Genomic DNA, 16815 nt, shown 5'->3' on the forward strand with positions numbered 1-16815 from the left:
TTCACCTCGGCCAGCACCGAGCGCTACGCCTTTTGAACATCTAACTCATCCCACAGCGGCAACAAACCCAACTTCTCCATGTGAGTTCCGAAATCCACAAATGGCTTAGAACCTATATCAGCAAGCGAAAACCATGTGGCTTCGCATTCTTGGCATACGTAAACATCCTGCCCGGTCTTCTTTATCTGCGCTACAGCTATATCACCTTGCTCGCATCTAGGACACAACATTTCCAGCTCCTTACTTATTGAACGGGATAAGCAGTAATTATTTTACTCGTTCCAGGCCGTACAATGATTTTAATGTTAGTTTCGCCGGCAGTGCCAATAACTCGCCCCATTGGAACGACATACGCACCAGGGTCATTTGGCAAAGGATTACCTTTCGCCAACCACGCTTCATCTACTAGCCCCAGGATTTCTTTTCTATCCACATTGAAAACAGTGTGCGTTGTTTTGTTCGGATTCGGTACAGCATGGTCAAGAACGTGCTGCACACGATTGCCGTGCACTGAACCCGGTCCATAGTCAACACCTGCAGGCGTTGTCCAGGTTCTTGTGCCTTTGTCAAAGGTAAGCTCAACAACCTTCGGTGCACTGTTTACCCCACCCGCCGTTCGCGCCTCCGCAATCACCAGCTGCAACTCTTGAACTACCGCAGCTGGATCGGCACTTCTCACCGCGTTGGTCAGTCTGGCAGCCGCCGCAGCTGTCGCCCCCGAGCCAACAACGGGCGCCGTAACTCCAGTTGTTGGCACACCACCTGCGATTTCAATTGCACCGATGCTGATGTCTGTCATCAAGCTAGTGCACGCCGGTGTGCCTATGCCGCTGCCGCAGGCAGCCACCAAGGCCCGGCCCACATGCACCAACACCCCAGCCCCCGTCGCTGTCGCCCCCACCATCAGCGCACCTCTCATGATGGCGGTGCTGCTTTGCACGTGCTCAGCACCCCACTGCAGCGCGTTGAGCGCCTGCCCCAGATCATTGACCTGGCGCTGGATCAGCCGGTCCGCAGTCGCGCCACCCAACACCGCGCGCACCTCGGGGCTTTGCAGGTCTTGCAACGCCTGGGCCATGTCTTGCACCCGCGTGCTGCACGCTTGCGGGTTGGCTTTGCATTGGTCCACCAGGCGCCCCACAGGCTTTTGCTGCCCACCAGCGCTTTCATTGCCCAACAGCAGCCGGCGCAGGCTGTCGCAGCCCACCTTGCAGTTCTCCAACTGCGCGATGGCGTTCTTCAGGTCGCGCGTCTCCAGGTAATTGTTCTGCACCGCGTTGGCGGCTGTATTGGCCGCCGTGTTCACGCTCGCTGCGCTGCCGTCTCCCGTGAGCGCGCCAGCGGTGGCGCCCATGAGCTTGGCAAACTCCAGCACCTCGGCCTCTGTTTTGGTGCCGTTGGGGTCGAACCACTGTGCCGCCAGTTCACCCACCGTCGCACCAATGGCGCCGCTGTGGCAGCCTTGCGACCCACCACCCGCTGCACCTGCCAGGCAGCCCCCCAGCGCGTGCGCCAGCAGTTGGCCAGCGGGGTTAAGCACGCTTTTCCCTTGCGCATCGGGCACCGTCATGCTGCCAATGGCTTGGGCACCAAACGCCCCTGCCGTGCTGGCCATCGCCCCCACCAGCGCGGTCCTGATGCTGTCCTCCAAGCTGGCTCCGGTCAACGTGCTGTTGATCGCGGCACTGGCCACATTGCTGATCACGGCTTTGCCCAGATTGGCAGCGAAGCCGCTGTTCTGCGGTGTGATGCTGGCCAGGGTCTGACCATTGAGGGTCAGGGTGTTGGACAAGCCGTTGAGCGCTCCTGCCGTGAGCATGCTGGTCAGCAAGTTCTTGATGCTGTCCTTGCTGCCGAGTTCCTTGAGCGTCTTGCCAATGTCCCCGCCGTTGTTCACCAGGCTGACACTCGCACTCGCGGCCAGACCTGCAAACCCTGCATTCAGGGCCGCTCCGGCGGCCGTCAGGCCGCCTGCGCTGGTCGCCAGGGTCACACCGCCGAGGGTGGTGGTTCCCGCGGTCGTGGAGCCAAGCAACTCAACACCCATGCCGCCCGTGGCCCAGGCCACCGCCAAGGCCACAAGCGCTGCACCGGCTCCGGTCAGCCCCTGCTGCTTGTAGCTCCATTCACGCTGGGCCAGCTCCACCTCGCTCCATTTGATCGAAGGGTGGCTGCGCAGCTGTTCAAGGTAGGCCAAGCCGGGTTGCTGGCCGGCCAGCTTCTGCACCTGCTCCTGCAAGCTGGGCACGGCTGCGCCACTGCCCGGTTCGGCCACGCGCGGCAGCTCAATACTGAGCTTCACACCGGCGTCAACGCTGACCGTTCCCAGCAGCTCACTCATCTGCCCCGTGCTGCGGTCGTGACCCTGCCCCTCCTGCTTCTGCCAGACGCCGCCCGTGACCGCACGGCTTTGAGAGCTGGCCTGGTCCCTCTCAATCGCAGCACCAATGAGCAGCTCGCCCGTCGCCCCCTCACCGGGCCTGCGCACGAACGAGATCTCTGGCGCCTGAATGCGTGCACCGATCAGCTCGGTACGCTCACCCACGCCTATCCGGACCGCTTGGTCCGAGACCAGCTCCGTGCGCACGGCCTGAGTCTTGAGGCTCAAATCCTGACTCGATACCTTGCGGTAGCCGATCCCGGCAAAGCTCGAACGGCTGGTGCTGTCGGTCAAGGTCTTATGGGTGTTTTCTGCGGAGTACAGCAGCGTCTTGTCCACGCCCTCCACGTGCAGAAGACCCGTGCTGTCGAACTTCGCGCCCACACTGATCACGTTCTGCCCCAGCACCTCAATGGCCTGGCCTTCAAGCGTCGTGCGCACCGCCGTGGCCTTGAGTTCCTCGTGCTGGGTGACCGTTGTCTTCTTCTTCAGACCGCCCCAACCCCGCTTGGTCGAACTCGTGGTCCAGTTCCGCTGCTCGGTGTCCGTGTTGTGATCCAGCAGGACCGTGCCCGCCGAACTCACACTCACTTTGCCCTGCACCGCACTCAGATCCGTGGCCTGCAAGTGCACTTGCGTGCCACCGTACAGGGTCACGCCCTTGTCGCCCTCAATGCGCGTCTTGTTCAGAGTTTCCAGGCTTTGAATGGTGACGCCGTCGACGAGCTTTTGGCTCTGGGTCTGGGTGCTTCCCGTTGTGATGCTCTGAGCTGCGATCACGGCTGTTTGGCCGGCCGCGCGAAGCTGTGTGTCGACCAGGTCCACACTGCCCTGCTTGGATTGCAGCAACAGTGATCCGCCAGCCCTCAGCGCTGATGCTTTAACACTGACGTCGCCTTGGACCTCAAGCCTCACCGTGCCTTGCCCCGCCACGAGCAAAGAGCGGTCAATGCCCAAGTTCGAAGCCGTGATGGCAAGACTGCGGCCCGCGATCACCTCGCTGTTGCTGATGTCTACCTTCTGACCGCTCAAGGCCACACTGACGCCTCGAATGCCGCCCCCGCTGCTGCTGATATTGAGCGCCTTGACGTCAACCAGTTCCCCCGCGCGCACCTGGCCTTGGTTCGTGAAGTCGCCGCTCAGCGCCATCTCCACGCGCTTGCCGGTGATCAGCGCCCCGCTGGGCTGCAGATCACCCTCGCGCGGCAGCAGGTAGACCTGGGGAACCAGCACGCGCTGGCGGCTGCCGTCGGCCAGGGCCACCTCCTGCTCCACCAGCCAGACCAGGTCGGTGGTGAGCTGGCTCATCTGCTCGGCGCTCAGGGCCACGCCGGGGCGCAGCTGGTGCTGCTTGGCAAAGCTCGCGCCGTTGTCCAGCAGGGCGCGGTACATGGCCTCGTCGCTGCTGTAGCCCGGCAGGAAGCTGGCGCCCGTGAGCTGCCCCAGTTGCTCGCGCACCAGGCGCTGCTCATAGAAGCCGTCACCCAGGCGCTTTTGCGTGGTGGCCGGGTCGGCCGCCACGGCCTGCAGCAGGTAGTCGCTGGACAGCCATTCGCGGTAGTTGGCGAACTGCGGGTCCGTCTCCACCAGGTAGCGCGCACTCGATTCGCTGCGCGTCTTGAACAGGCTGTTGCTGGGCAGGCCCAGCCCCACGGGCACGCTGCGCGCCAGGCCGGCGCCGCTGAAGCTCGCCGCCGCTCCGCGCAGGGTCTGAGCCGCGGCCGCGCCGGGCGCGCGTCCGCCCCCAAGGCTGCCGGCATTCACGGCATCCACCGCCGCCGCCTGTGCGGCCTGGCGCAGCTGCGAAGCCTGGGCATCCGCCCCGCCGGCCTGGGCTTGCAGCGCCGCCCGCAGCGCGGCCTGCACCCCGGCGCGGGCCGACTGCGAGCCCGCCTGCACATTGGCGTCCACGCTGGCCGCGCTGCCGGCCCGCACCGCCTGGGCCGTGAGGCCGGCATCCTGACGCCAGCCCGCCGCGGCGCCCGCATCGGGCCCGGTCTGCGCTGCCGCCGTCACGCTTTGCGCGGATGGCCCGGTCAAGCCACCGAGGCCGGCGCCACCGGATGCCTGCACCGCCACACTGCCGGCGCCCGCTTGGGCACCGGCGCCTGGACCGACGCCCACGCTACCGGCCTGCGCGCGGCTGCCGGGCGCGCTTGCTGCGGGCAAGCTGGCGCCAGCGTGAGTGGGCAGGGTCAGCGCCACCTGACGCTGCGTGCCATTGCCTGGGTCCGTGACGGTGACGGTACGGTTCAGATTGTTCACCGCAGCGCCCGTGATGGCCACGCCATCACGCCCCTCGACAATGCTCATGTCGTTAGTAATTTGGGCGCCCGTGATGCGCAGCTGTCCCCCCACAGTGATTCGAGCCGCCGACGACTGAGTAGCTTCAGCAGAGCCACCTTTCACGAGCTCCGGCATGAAGCGGGCATAGCTCGGTTTCTCAGCAACGAACTCTTCCCAGGCTTGGCCCGGATGCCGCCCTCGGATTTTGTCGCCGCCCTCGAAACTAATCCCTGTGATTACGCCGTTCTCAGTTTCGCTAGTTGTGTACGGCTCAAAGACAATCAGGTCATCCTTCAGAATGCGATCGTTGAGAACAAGGGCTGGTGCGCCTTGTATCTGATATGCACGCCCAGGATTTGCGAGGACGAAATCGCCCCAGGCTCGCATAACCGTTCGGCCATTCAGGTACACCCACTCGTCAACGGCGACGTTGTCCGTGCAGGTGAAGCCGCTATCTCCGCCGCATTCGTAGTAAACCGGGTAGTACCCAACAAACCGAACCCGATCACCCAGCGGATCGCCTGCGGCCCTCCACATCAGATACGGATTCACATTCCGCACATCCCCAGCCTTCAACTGCAGGTCACCGATCGCCTCGATGGTCGCCCCGCTATTGAGAACCGTCCCGCTGCTGGTGATCTGCATATCCCCACCGCTGCGAATCAGCGCCTTGCTGTCGAGCAGGCGCACCGGCGTGTTGCTGCTGCTGCTGTCCTGCCCGCTGCCTGCCCCCGCATGCACGCTGCGGTTGACCAGCCCCCCGGTGAGGTCCAGCTTCAGCCAGCGGCTGGCTTCCAGCGTGGCGTTCTCGTTGAGCAGACTGGCGCCGGACAGGCTCAGGTCGCCGTCCGCAAAGATCAGGGCGCCGTCCCGGTTGCTGATCTCGCCGCTGAACTTGCCGTCCAGGGAGCGGCGTGCGGCGATCACCGCGGCCTGGGCGCCTTCCCGCTCATTGCGCAGCGAGGCGGCATCCAGGGTGATGTCACCGCCGTAGAGGCGGCCGCTGCCAAGGTTCAGCACCTGGCCCGCGGTGATGGCCACGCCCTCGCCGTCGATCAGGCCCCGGTTGCTGAGCGTGCCGCTGCCGGCATTGAGCAAGGTGAGGCGGCCATTGAGTTCGCCGCCGGCCTCGTTGTCGATCTGGACGGCCTGGATGCTCAGGCTGCCCCCGCTGCGCAGCACGCCCTGGTTGCTGAAGCGGCCCGAGAGTCCCAGGCTCAGATCACCCGCTGCCTGCAGCTGGCTGCCCGCGCCGTAGACCCAGTCCCCGTTCAAGCCCAGCAGGCTCAGCGAGCCCCGGCTGCTGATCTCGCCGCTCACGCCGCCCACCAGCTCACGCACCGAGAGCTTCAGCGCGCTGCCGGCCCAGATGCGGCCGCCCTGGTTGTCCAGCGAGAGCGCCGAGACCTGCGCTGAGGCCCCGCCGTCGCTGAGGCTCAGCTCACCCACGGCCCCGATCTGGCCCGCCGCATTGTTGACGCTCTGGCTCAGGCTGAGCTGCAGATCGCCGTTGGCCCGCAGCTGGCCGTTGCGGTTGTCCAGCTGGGCGGCACTCACGAGCAGGTGCCCGCCTTGCAGGCCCTGGTCCTGGCCGGCGGTGTTGCGGTTGTCGATGCCGCGGTCCACCCGCAGCGTCAGGGTGTTGCCGCCGTACACCAGGCCCCCAGCGTTGAGCAGCTGCTGGGCCTGAGCGTCCAGCCCCTGGCTGCCCACCAGGCGCCCGCCCCGGTTGTCCAGGGTGTCGCCCACGGCCAGCGTGAGGGTCTGTGCTGCGATCTCGGCACGGTTGCTGAGCTGGGTCACGCTCAAGCGCGCCGTGCTGCCGCTGCTCATGCCGTTTTCATTGAGCAGGCTGGCAGCGTTCAGATCCAGCTTGCCCACGGCATGCACGCCCGTGGGGCTGCTGATGGCGGCATCACGCGTGTTGTTCAGTGCGGCGCCCTGCAGCTGCAGGTTCAGATCGCCTTCGGAGCGAATCAGCCCACCCTGGTTGTTGACCGTGCCGCTGCGCAGCTCCAGCAGCTCTTTGGCCAGCAGGCGAGCGCCGCTGTTGTCCAGCGACTGGCCCTGGCTGTCCAGCAAGAGTCGGCCGGCGGAGATTTCGCCCTGGCGGTTGCTCAGCGGGCCGCCGCTGCGCAGATCCAGTTGCTGGGCCGCCTGCAACTGGCCTTGCAGATTGTCCAGCCCTGCGCTGAGGCGCAGCGTGGCACCCGCGTCCAGGCTGGCAATGCGCCCCTGCTGGTTGCCCAGCGATGTCGCCTCCAGATGGAGGGCCTGTTTGGCCACCAGGCTGCCGCCTTGGTTGAGTACGTCCGCGCCGGCCTTGAGTTGCAGCGCGCCCCCGCTGCCCACCTGACCGCCGGCCCGGTTGTCCAAGCCGCCCAGCGTGAGCGTCATCTCGCCGCCGCTGCGCAGCTGACCGCCCTGGTTGTCCAGTCCCGCGTCGGTGGAGAGCACCAGCGCCGCCTCGCTCTGCACCAGACCTGCGCCGCCATTGCTGAGGCTGGCGCTGTGCAGCTGCATCGGGCCGCGGCTCATCAAGCTGCCGCCACGGTTGTCCAGCTGGCCGCCCACGGTCAGGGTGGCCGCACCGGTGCTGAGCAGCTTGCCGGCTTGGTGATCCAGGCTGGCGGCCTGGAGCGTGATGTCATGTGCCTGGGTCTGGCCCTGGGCCAGATTGACAGCGCCCGTGGCGTTCAGCTTCAGGGTGCTCGAGGCCAGAATCTTGCCGGCCCGTCCCTCAAGGCTGCCCAGCTGCAGGCGGAGTTCGCCGCTGCCGGCCTGGGCGATGCGCCCGCCCGCGTTGTCCAGATGTGCCGCCTCCAGGTGCAGCAAGCTGCCTTCCGCCTGAATCTGCCCACCGGCGTTGCCCAGCTGGCCCGCCATGCGGGCCAGCAATGTGCCGCCGCTGCCGCGCTGCGTGAGCGTGCCGCCGGCGTGCCGCCATTCGCTGGCCTGCAGGTCCACGGTGGCGCCCTGCAGGCTGGCCCCCTCGCTGCTCAGCACCCCAGCACTGCGCAGCGTGAGGGCCCCCGGGCTGGACAGCAGGCTGCGGTCCAGGGCCAGCGGGCCTTGGCGGCTGCTGAGCGTGATGGCAGCTGCCTGAACGCGGCTGCCCTGCAACTGCAGCTCGGCAGCACTGGCATCGAGCGTACCGGCAGCCAGCAGGCTGCCGCCTTGCTGCAGGCCCTGGCTGGTCTGCAGGCTGAGGTTGCCTTCACTGCCCAGGATGTTGTCCGCGCGCAGGCCCGCCGCCAGCGCTCCGCTGCCGCTGATCGAGCGGGCGTTCACGCCGAGATGCCCTTGGGCCGCCACGGTGCCGCTGTTCTGCAGCCCCCCTCCCAGCTGGAGCCGGGCCTGGCCCTGGGCGTAGAGGCTGCCGCTGTTGATCAGGTCAGCGTCGAGCTTGAGATCCAGCAGCCCGCCGGCCTGCACTGTGCCGGTGTTGCTCAGGGTCTGGGCCTGGAGCTTGAGATCCTGCTCGGCACGAAGCAGGCCCTGGCCGGCGTTGTCCAGCCGCTCCAGCTGCAGATCCAGGCGCTTGGCGCTGAGCTGCCCATCACGGTTGAGCAGGGCGCCCGACTGCAGCTGCAGGGCCTCCTGGGCCTGCAGGACGCCTGCCTGGTTGTCCAGCGCGCCCCGCAGCGTGAGCTGGGCCTGGGTGCCGGCCAAGAGCTGGCCGCCCTGGTGCTGCAGGCTGTCGGCCTGCAGCGTGATCTGTCGGGCCTGGGTGCGCGCCTGGCTCAGATCGGCCGCTCCGCCAATCTCCAGCTGCAGATCGCCGGTGGCAAGGATCTGGCCTTCACGGCCTGCCAGCGAGCCGGCCTGCAGCTGCAGCAGGCCGGCGCCCGCCTGGACGATACGGCCCTGCACATTGCCCAGCGAAGCGGCTTCCAGCGTGAGGCCCTGGCCTGCGGCCTCGATACGGCCCCCCTGGTTGTCCAGATGACCGCCCAGCGTGGCATTCAGATGGCCGCTGGCCGTGCTTTGCAGCAGCTGGCCGCCGGCATGGCGCCAGTCCTGGGCCCTGATGTCCACCTGGGCCGCGCTCAGGCGGGCACCACGGGTATCCAGCGCCGTGGCGGCCTGCAGTTGCAAGGCCGCAGCGCTGCCGAGCTGCGCGCCCTCCAGGCTCAGCTCGCCGCTGCGAGCCTGCAGCGCGATCTGGCTGGCCTGGGTCTTGCTGCCCTGCAGGGCCAGCTCGGCCGCGCTCAGGCTGAGTGCGCCCGCCGCCAGGCTGCTGCCGCTGTGTTGTAGCTGCCCCTGGGCCTGCAGATGCAGCGCACCGCCGGGCGCCAGGCTGTTGTCGGGACGCAGGCCGGCCGCGAAGCTGCCGCTGCTCGCCACGCTATCGGCCTGCACGCGCAGATCGCCCGCCGCGGCCACGGTGCCGCTGTGCTGCACGTGCCCGGCCTGAATTCGGGCGTCTCCTTGGGCGTAGATCAGGCCGCTATTGCGCAGCTCGGCGCCCACCTGCAGGGTGGCCGCGCCGCCCGATTGCAGGCGACCGGCGTTATGCACGCTGTCCAGCGTCAGGCTCAGGCCCTCTCGGCCCTGAAGCAGGCCCTGTCCCAGATTGTCCAGGCGGCCGCCGCTGAAGCTGAGCTGGCGGCCATCCAGCTGCCCGTCCTCGTTGCGCAAGCTGCCCGCCTGCAGGGTGAGCGCCGCCGTGCTCTGCAGCAGGCCTTGCCGGTTGTCCAGACCTGCCGCTATTTCCAGCCGGGCATCGCCCAGCACCAGAGTCTGGGCACCTTGGTGGTTCAGACTGGCGGCCTGCAGCGCCAGCTGCTGGGCCTGGGTCTGGGCCTGGGACAGATCGGCCACGCCCGCCATCTGCAGGTCCAGCCGGCCCTGCGCCAGCAGCGCGCCGCGCTCGCCCAGCAGGGTGTCGGCCTGGATGTTCAGGGTGCCGCCTTGACCGGTCTGAACGATGCGGCCCTGGCGGTTGTCCAGCTGCGCGGCCTGCAGCTGCAGGCGCTGGCCATTGGCCACGATCTGCCCACCGCGGTTGTCCAGGCGTCCCGTGAGGCGGGCCTCGAGCGCGCCGCCTGCGGCAAGCTGGCCGATCTGCCCGCCCGCATTGAGCCAGTCCACCGCCTGCACGCTGAGCTGGGCCGCGCTGAGCTGGGCGCCCTCGGTGCGCAGCTCAGCCCCGCTGTGCAGACCCAGATCGGCAGCCACCGCCACCGTGGTCCGGTCCAGGTTCAGCGCGCCCCCACGGGCGCTGGCGCTGAACTGGCCGGCCTGGATCTGGGCGCCCTGCAGCTGGAGCTCGGCCGCGTCCAGGCTCAGCAGCCCGCCCGCCATCAGGCTGCCGGCATGCTGCAAGCGCTGGCCAACGCTGAGGCGCAGCGCCGAGGCGCCGTCCAGCGTGTTGTCCGCGCGCAGACCGGCCGCAAACAGACCGCTGCCCTGCAGGTGGTCCGCCTGCACCGTGAGCCCAGCGGCCGCGCTGCTGCTGCCCTGCTGGTTCAGCTGGGCGGCGCTGAGCCGGGCGTCCCCCAGCGCACGGATGCGGCCACTGTTGTCGAGCACACCGCGGCTGCTGAGCACCAGCGCGCCCTTGGCCTGCACGCTGCCGGCATTGAGCAGGGTGTCGCCCTCGAACTGCAGCTGGCCTTCGGCCGCCAGCAGGCCCTGGCCGCTGTTGCGCAGGGTCTGGACCTGCAGGTCCAGATTCCGACCGGACAGGTGGCCATCGAGGTTGTCCACCAGGCCGGCCCGGACCGCCACATCGCCCGCCGCGAGCACGCGACCGGCGCCGTTGTCCAGGGTCTGGGCCTTGAGCTTGAGCTGCTGACCGCTGTGCTGGATCTCGCCACGACGGTTGTCCAGCGACCCGGCCTCCAGCGTGAGCACCTCGGCATTGCTCTGGATCAGCCCGCCCTGATTGTCCAAGCGCCCCTGGAGCATCAGCTGCTGCGCCTGGGTACCGCTGAGCCGGAGCTGGCCGCCCACATGGGACCAGTCGCGAGCGCTGAGGCTCAGGCTGCGGGCCGTGAGCTGGGCGCCATCGGTGTTCAGGCTGCCATCGGTCTGCAGGGCCAGCTGGCCCGTCACCTGCAGCTGGCCACGGCTGAGATCGAGCGAGCCAGCGCTGTTGATCGACAGCGCGGCCGCCAACTGCTGGCCCTGCAGGGCCAGGCCCCGCCCCGCCCCCAGGGTGAGCTGGCCGCCCTCCCCCACCCGCCCATCAGCGCCCAGGCCGGCCGCGAGCGTGGCGCCCGCGTCGGACTGCAGGCGTCCATCGGCATGGGCCCGAACGTCCCCCTGGGCCGCGAGCAGGCCGCGCAAGCGCAGATCGCCACCGCTGTCCAGATCGAGCCGAGCGCCGGCATAGCTGCTGCCCCCCAGATCCGCGCTGCTCCGGGCATCCAGGCTCATGGCAGCGCCGGCACGCAGCTGGCCCTCGCTATTGAGCTGCCGGGCCTGCACGCGCAGATCCCGATCGGCGCTGATGCGACTGTCCGCGCCCTGGCTGAGGCCGGCCTGCAGCTGCAAGCGCACGTCCCGCCCCGCCAGCACCGCAGCGCCCGACTGGTTCAGCGAAGCCGCCTCCAGGTCCAGCGTCTCGCGCGCGGCGATCACGCCGCCGGCATTGCTCACGACCGCCTGGCCGCGCAGCGTGACCGCACCGGCCGCCGACTGGATCTGCCCGCCCTCGTTGAGCAGCTGCTCGCCCACCCGCAGCTGCACGCCGGCATCGGCCGACAGCTGCGCACCCCGGTGATCGACGCGTGCGGCACTCAGCAGGGCTTCGCCGCTGCTGCCCGCGCGGGCCTGTCGCAGATCCAGCTGGCTCCCGCCCTGCAAGGCCAGCGCACCAAGCGATTGCAGCGTGGATTCCCGCAGATCCAGGCTGTCGCCGCTCACGCGCAGCGCACCACTGCCGTACTGCTCCAGGCGCGCGCCGCGCGCACGCAGCTCGCCGGCTTGCAGCGGGAGCTCACTGCCGTTGCCGGCCACGCGTGCACCTTCGAGATTCAACAGGCCACTGATCTGGATCTGTGGCGCCTGACTGCCGAGATGGAGCCACTCGCCGCCTCGGTTGTCCGCGGTGGCCGCCTGAATCCGCAGCTGGCCGGCCACCAGGCTGGCGCCTTGGGTGCTGATGTCTTGCTGGAGTTCGGCGCTGAGCAGCGTCTGGGCACTGAGCTGGGCCCGGTCGGCCCGCAAGCTGGCTCCGCTGAGCCGCAACTCCCCCGCCTGCGCCTGGGCGCCGCGCAGATCCAGGCTGGGTGCTTGCATCTGCACAAGCCCCGGGGCCAGCAGCAGCCCGCCGTGCTGCTGGGCTTCGCTGGCCTGCAGCCGCAGTTCGGCAGTTCCTTCCAGCTTGCCATCCGTCTGCAGGCCGGCAACGGTCACGCTGCCAGCCTCGCCCTGCACGCGCTGACCCTCCACCGTGATGGAGCCCTGGCTGGCCATCCAGCCCGCGTTGCGAACCCCGTCGCGCCCCTGCACCTGCAAGCTGGCCCCATCGCCCTGGGCGTAGAGCGTGCCGCTGTTCTCCAACCAGCCCTGGGCGTTCAGGGTCAGGGCTTGCCCCTGCATCTGGCCGGCCTGCCGCACCCCCAGGCCGGCCTCGGTGCCGACCAGGGTGATGCGCTGGGCATAGATGCCGCCCAGCGCGCTGCTGTCCAGGGCATAGCGCGGCGTGTCGCCCAGGGCCACCAGGGTCTCGCCGACGGGCGCGCCCTCTGCACTGGTCTCGCGGGTCCCGGTCGTGATGCGCAGGTCCTGGGCCCAGATGCCGGCATTGAGCTCGACGGCGCGGGCCAGCACGGCCGTGTAGTCCGTCTGGCTGGCATCCAGCCCCTTGCCCTCGATGCGGACTAGGCCGCCCTGCACGCCGAAGCCGCTGATGCCGCCATCCGCCCCGAGGCGCACGGCGCCGGTGGTGAGCGTGGCGCGGCTGGCATTGATGAAGCCGCTGCCGTCCACCTGGATGCCGGCCGGGTTGGCGATGATGAGTTCGGCGCGCTGGCCGGCGATCTCCACAAAGCCCTTGAGCTGGCTGGGCTGGCCGCTGTTGACTTCGTTGAGGATGACCCGGGCGCTGCCACGGGTCAGCCAGGGGTTGCCCTGGACCCAACCGCCCAGCTGGGTGGCGGCGTCACGCCGCGCGTTGTTGAGCACCACGCCCTTGTCCTGGACGTCGAACTGGCTATAGCTATTGCGCGAGACACCGGCGGCGCTGGGCGTCTGGATATTGACCAGGGGCGTGCCATTGGCGGTGGTGAGCACCGTGGGCTGCTGGTTCTTGGGCGCGCTGGCGTCCGGGCGGATCTGCGCCCAGACCGCGCCGGGTGAACCCAGGCCCACCCCGCCGGCCAGCAGCAGGGTGCCCAGGGCGGCCATGGCGCGCGGGGCCCGACGGCGCCGCCGCGCGGGGCTCTGCCCACTGCTCTTGCTCTGGCTGTTGGCGGTTTCCGCAACGGCCATCAGCTGGCCGCGCTGCTTGTTGAAGACGATGCGGTACTGGAGGCGGTTCATAGCGAGTAAGTCAGGTTGAAGCCGGCGTTCAGGCGTGCTTCGGGAAATCGTTCGGGTTGGCGCAGGGGCATGCCGGCGAAGACGTCGAGGTACAGGCCTTGCCAGCGCCAGCGGGTGCCCAGCACCAGGCCGGCCAGGTGTCGGCCGGCCAGGCGTTCGGCGCCGGGGCCGCCCGCCACCCAGCCCTGGTCCACGCCGGCATAGCCGGCCACCAGGCTGCTGAGCGGCAACTCGATCTCGGTGCGCCAGAGCAGGCCGTTGTCGGCGGACAGGCTGCTGTCGCTGCCAAAGCCGCGCACCGTGTAGCGCCCGCCAATGGCGAAGCGGTCCTGGGCGACCAGGGGGCGCTGGGCCAGCTGGCCGCGCCACAGGCTGTTGAACTGGGCCTTGCGCTCGCCCAGGGTGAGCGGCAGGTTCAGGCTCAACTCGCCCTGCAGCAGGGCCAGGCGGGAGCTGCCTTCGCCAAACTCTTCCTCCGGCGCGGGCAGGGCCGAGAAGGCGCCGGTGCCGCGGCGCAGGCTCAGGTTCAGCTCGCTGCTGCCTCCCCCCTCGCCGCTGCGCTTGAGCTGCAGACCCGCTTCCCAGCCGCCCACGCGGCGGCGCTGCACCTCGACCTCGGTGTCGTCGATGTAGTTGCGCGAGCCACGCGAATAGAGCTTGGCCCAGACGCCAAACTTGTGGCGAGCGTCGCGCCAGAGCGTGGTGCCGAGCTTGATCTCGCCGCTGTCGCTGCGACCACGGTAGACATAGTCCTGGTTGGCGCCGATCACCACCTGGCGGTAGCCGCTGCGGCTGAAGTTCAGGCTCAGCAGGCTGTAGCCCCAGGGCAGCGAGTAGTGCAGCACCTGCCCGCCGTTGCCGCTCGCCGGGCCCTGTGAGCCGCGCAGTGAACGGTCCACCCGGCCCAGATCGCGGTTGAGCGTCAGGTAGAAGAGGTCGTTGAGGGTGAGCAGATGGTCCAGCGAGGCGGTCAGCCCCAGCGCATGGCGTCCGGTGGCGGCGCTGCCTCCGTCATCCAGCGCCAGCTGCAGGCGCCAGGCGCGGCCGCCCTGGTAGCTGACGGCCAGGTCACTCATGCCCGGCTCCTGGCTGCTTTGCGCTGGCGCGACCTGAATGTCGGCCTGGGCCCCCGGCACCCGCTGCAGGTTTTCCAGGGCCTGCTCCAGGTCCCGCAGATTGATCAGCTCGCCAGGGCGGGTGGGCAGGGCATTGCCCAGGCGCAGCTGGGGCGAGCTGCCCTCGCGCACGCGAATCTGGTGCAGGCGGCCTGGCACCACCTGCAACTGCAGGCGGCCGGACGACAGGTCCTGGGCCGGGGTGAGCACGCGCGTGGTGATATAGCCTTGCGCGATCAGGGCGTCCTGCAAGCGGCTGAGCAGGATGGATACGCCGCGCACCCCCAGGCAGCGCCCCTCGGGCGGGTCATTCCCCTCGGGGCCATTCAGGGCGGGCCGCAGCACATGTTCCAGCGCCGCCAGGCCTTCGAGGCCCAATAGCTCGACGCGCTGGATTTGGAAGCAAGGAGTTTCGGGCGTGGCCGCATCGAGGCGTTCGCGCGCCAAGCTGGTCGCCCGAGGCGGGGCGTCTTGCAGCCGCACATCGGGCTCGCGCTCAAGCTGCCTGCGCTGTTCGGCCTCGCGCTGTTGCTGCAACTGCTGCTGGGCGGCCGGGTCCGGCACGGCCACCGGCACCTGGCCCTGCGCGGCAGCAAGCCCGCAGGCTCCCAGCGCCAACACCATCCATACCCCACGCGCCGGGTGACCGGCCGCCCCTCCCAGGGCACATTTTGCATTCATGAACACTGCCTGATTCGTGGCCACGAGGGCCCCAAAGGCAGTGCACAAAGCAGCTCACGGATCAGGGTATTGATCCGGCAACCCCGCTATCTCGGCCCAGAGCGGGCGAGACCGGAGGCTTTGCGTCACCGGCTCGCGCCGGCTTTGCCTTTGGTAATGAGATTAATGGCTACAAATGGTAGCGATCAAACCGTTGGCGGGTATCGCCCCTTGGGGGGCTTACTCCCACTCGATGGTCGCGGGCGGCTTGGAGCTCACGTCATAGGTCACGCGGTTGATGCCGCGCACCTCGTTGATGATGCGGCCCGAGCAGCGCTTGAGCAGGCTGTAGGGCAGCTCGGCCCAGTCGGCGGTCATGAAGTCGCTGGTCTGCACGGCGCGCAGGGCCACCACATAGTCGTAGGTGCGGCCGTCGCCCATCACGCCCACGCTCTTGACCGGCAGGAAGACGGTGAAGGCCTGGCTGGTGAGCTCGTACCAGGTCTTGCCCGTGGCTTCGTCGCGGGTGTTGCGCAGTTCCTCGATGAAGATCGCGTCGGCGCGGCGCAGCAAATCGGCATATTCCTTCTTCACCTCGCCCAGGATGCGCACGCCCAGGCCCGGGCCCGGGAAGGGATGGCGATAGACCATCTCGGGCGGCAGGCCCAGGGCCACGCCCAGCTCGCGCACCTCGTCCTTGAACAGCTCGCGCAGCGGCTCCAGGAGCTTGAGGCCCAGCTGCTCGGGCAGGCCGCCCACATTGTGGTGGCTCTTGATGGTGGTGGCCTTCTTGGTCTTGGTACCGCCACTCTCCACCACATCGGGATAGATGGTGCCCTGGGCCAGGAAGGTGGCGCCCTTGACGGCCGGGCGGCCGTCACTCCCAGCCTTGCCTTGGCCGCTGGCCTTGAGCTTCTCGGCCTCGGCCTTGAACACATCGACGAACAGGCCGCCGATGATCTTGCGCTTCTTCTCAGGATCGGTCACACCGGCCAGCTGGCCCAGGAAGAGCTCGCTGGCATCCACGCGGATCACCTTGGCGTGCAGCTTGCCCGCAAACATGTCCATGACCATATCGCCTTCGTTCAGGCGCAAGAGGCCGTGGTCCACGAAGACGCAGGTCAGCTGGTCGCCGATGGCGCGGTGGATCAGGGCCGCGGCCACGCTGGAATCCACACCGCCGGACAGGCCCAGGATCACCTCCTCATCGCCCACCTGCTCGCGGATCTTGGCCACGGCTTCCTCGATGTAGTCGCCCATGATCCAGTCACCCTTGCAGCCGGCGATCTCACGCACGAAGCGGGTGAGCATGGCCTGGCCCTGCACGGTGTGCGTGACCTCGGGGTGGAACTGCACGGCGTAGTAGCGCTTCTCTTCATTGGCCATGCCGGCGATGGGGCAGCTGGGCGTGGAGGCCATCAGCTTGAAGCCCGGCGGCAGGGCCGTGACCTTGTCGCCATGGCTCATCCAGACCTTGAGCATGCCGTGGCCCTCGGCCGTGGCGAAGTCCTGGATGCCGTCCAGCAGCTTGGTATGGCCATGGGCGCGGACCTCGGCATAGCCGAACTCGCGGGTGTCGCTCCAGCTCACCTCGCCGCCCAGCTGCACCGCCATGGTCTGCATGCCGTAGCAGATGCCCAGCACGGGCACGCCGGCGTCCCACACGGCCTGGGGCGCGCGCAGCTCATGATCCTCGTAGGTGGAGGCATGGCTGCCCGAGAGGATGATGGCCTTGGGCGCGTAGGCGCGGATGAAGTCGTCGCTGACGTCGTTGGGGTGGATCTCGCAGTAGACATGCGACTCGCGCACGCGGCGGGCAATCAGCTGCGTCACCTGGGAGCCGAAGTCGAGGATCAGGACTTTGTCGTGTTGCATAAAAAG

General features: G+C 68.3%; 3 protein-coding genes and 1 riboswitch. All 3 genes read right to left on the reverse strand.

The window, feature by feature from the left end; genetic code table 11:
• Positions 1 to 244: 244 nt before the first annotated feature.
• The 3 genes from DFR39_RS14275 to guaA all read right to left on the reverse strand — a co-directional run bounded on the left by DFR39_RS14275 (position 245) and on the right by guaA (position 16809).
• Entirely contained in the window at positions 245 to 13159 is a 12915-nt protein-coding gene (locus DFR39_RS14275; RefSeq protein ID WP_133604243.1) for a two-partner secretion domain-containing protein, read from the reverse strand.
• Entirely contained in the window at positions 13156 to 14955 is a 1800-nt protein-coding gene (locus tag DFR39_RS14280) for a ShlB/FhaC/HecB family hemolysin secretion/activation protein (protein ID WP_246030834.1), read from the reverse strand. The genes DFR39_RS14275 and DFR39_RS14280 overlap by 4 nt, the downstream gene beginning before the upstream one ends.
• 73 nt (positions 14956 to 15028) lie before the next feature.
• Positions 15029 to 15114, reverse strand: a riboswitch (cyclic di-GMP riboswitch).
• Between the two features lie 60 nt (positions 15115 to 15174).
• Positions 15175 to 16809 (reverse strand): glutamine-hydrolyzing GMP synthase, encoded by a 1635-nt coding sequence (gene guaA / locus DFR39_RS14285; protein WP_133604244.1) that lies wholly within the window; start codon positions 16807 to 16809, stop codon positions 15175 to 15177.
• Positions 16810 to 16815 lie beyond the last annotated feature (6 nt).

Origin of the sequence: Roseateles asaccharophilus, assembly GCF_004362405.1 — a bacterium.
Taxonomy (GTDB): domain Bacteria; phylum Pseudomonadota; class Gammaproteobacteria; order Burkholderiales; family Burkholderiaceae_C; genus Kinneretia; species Kinneretia asaccharophila.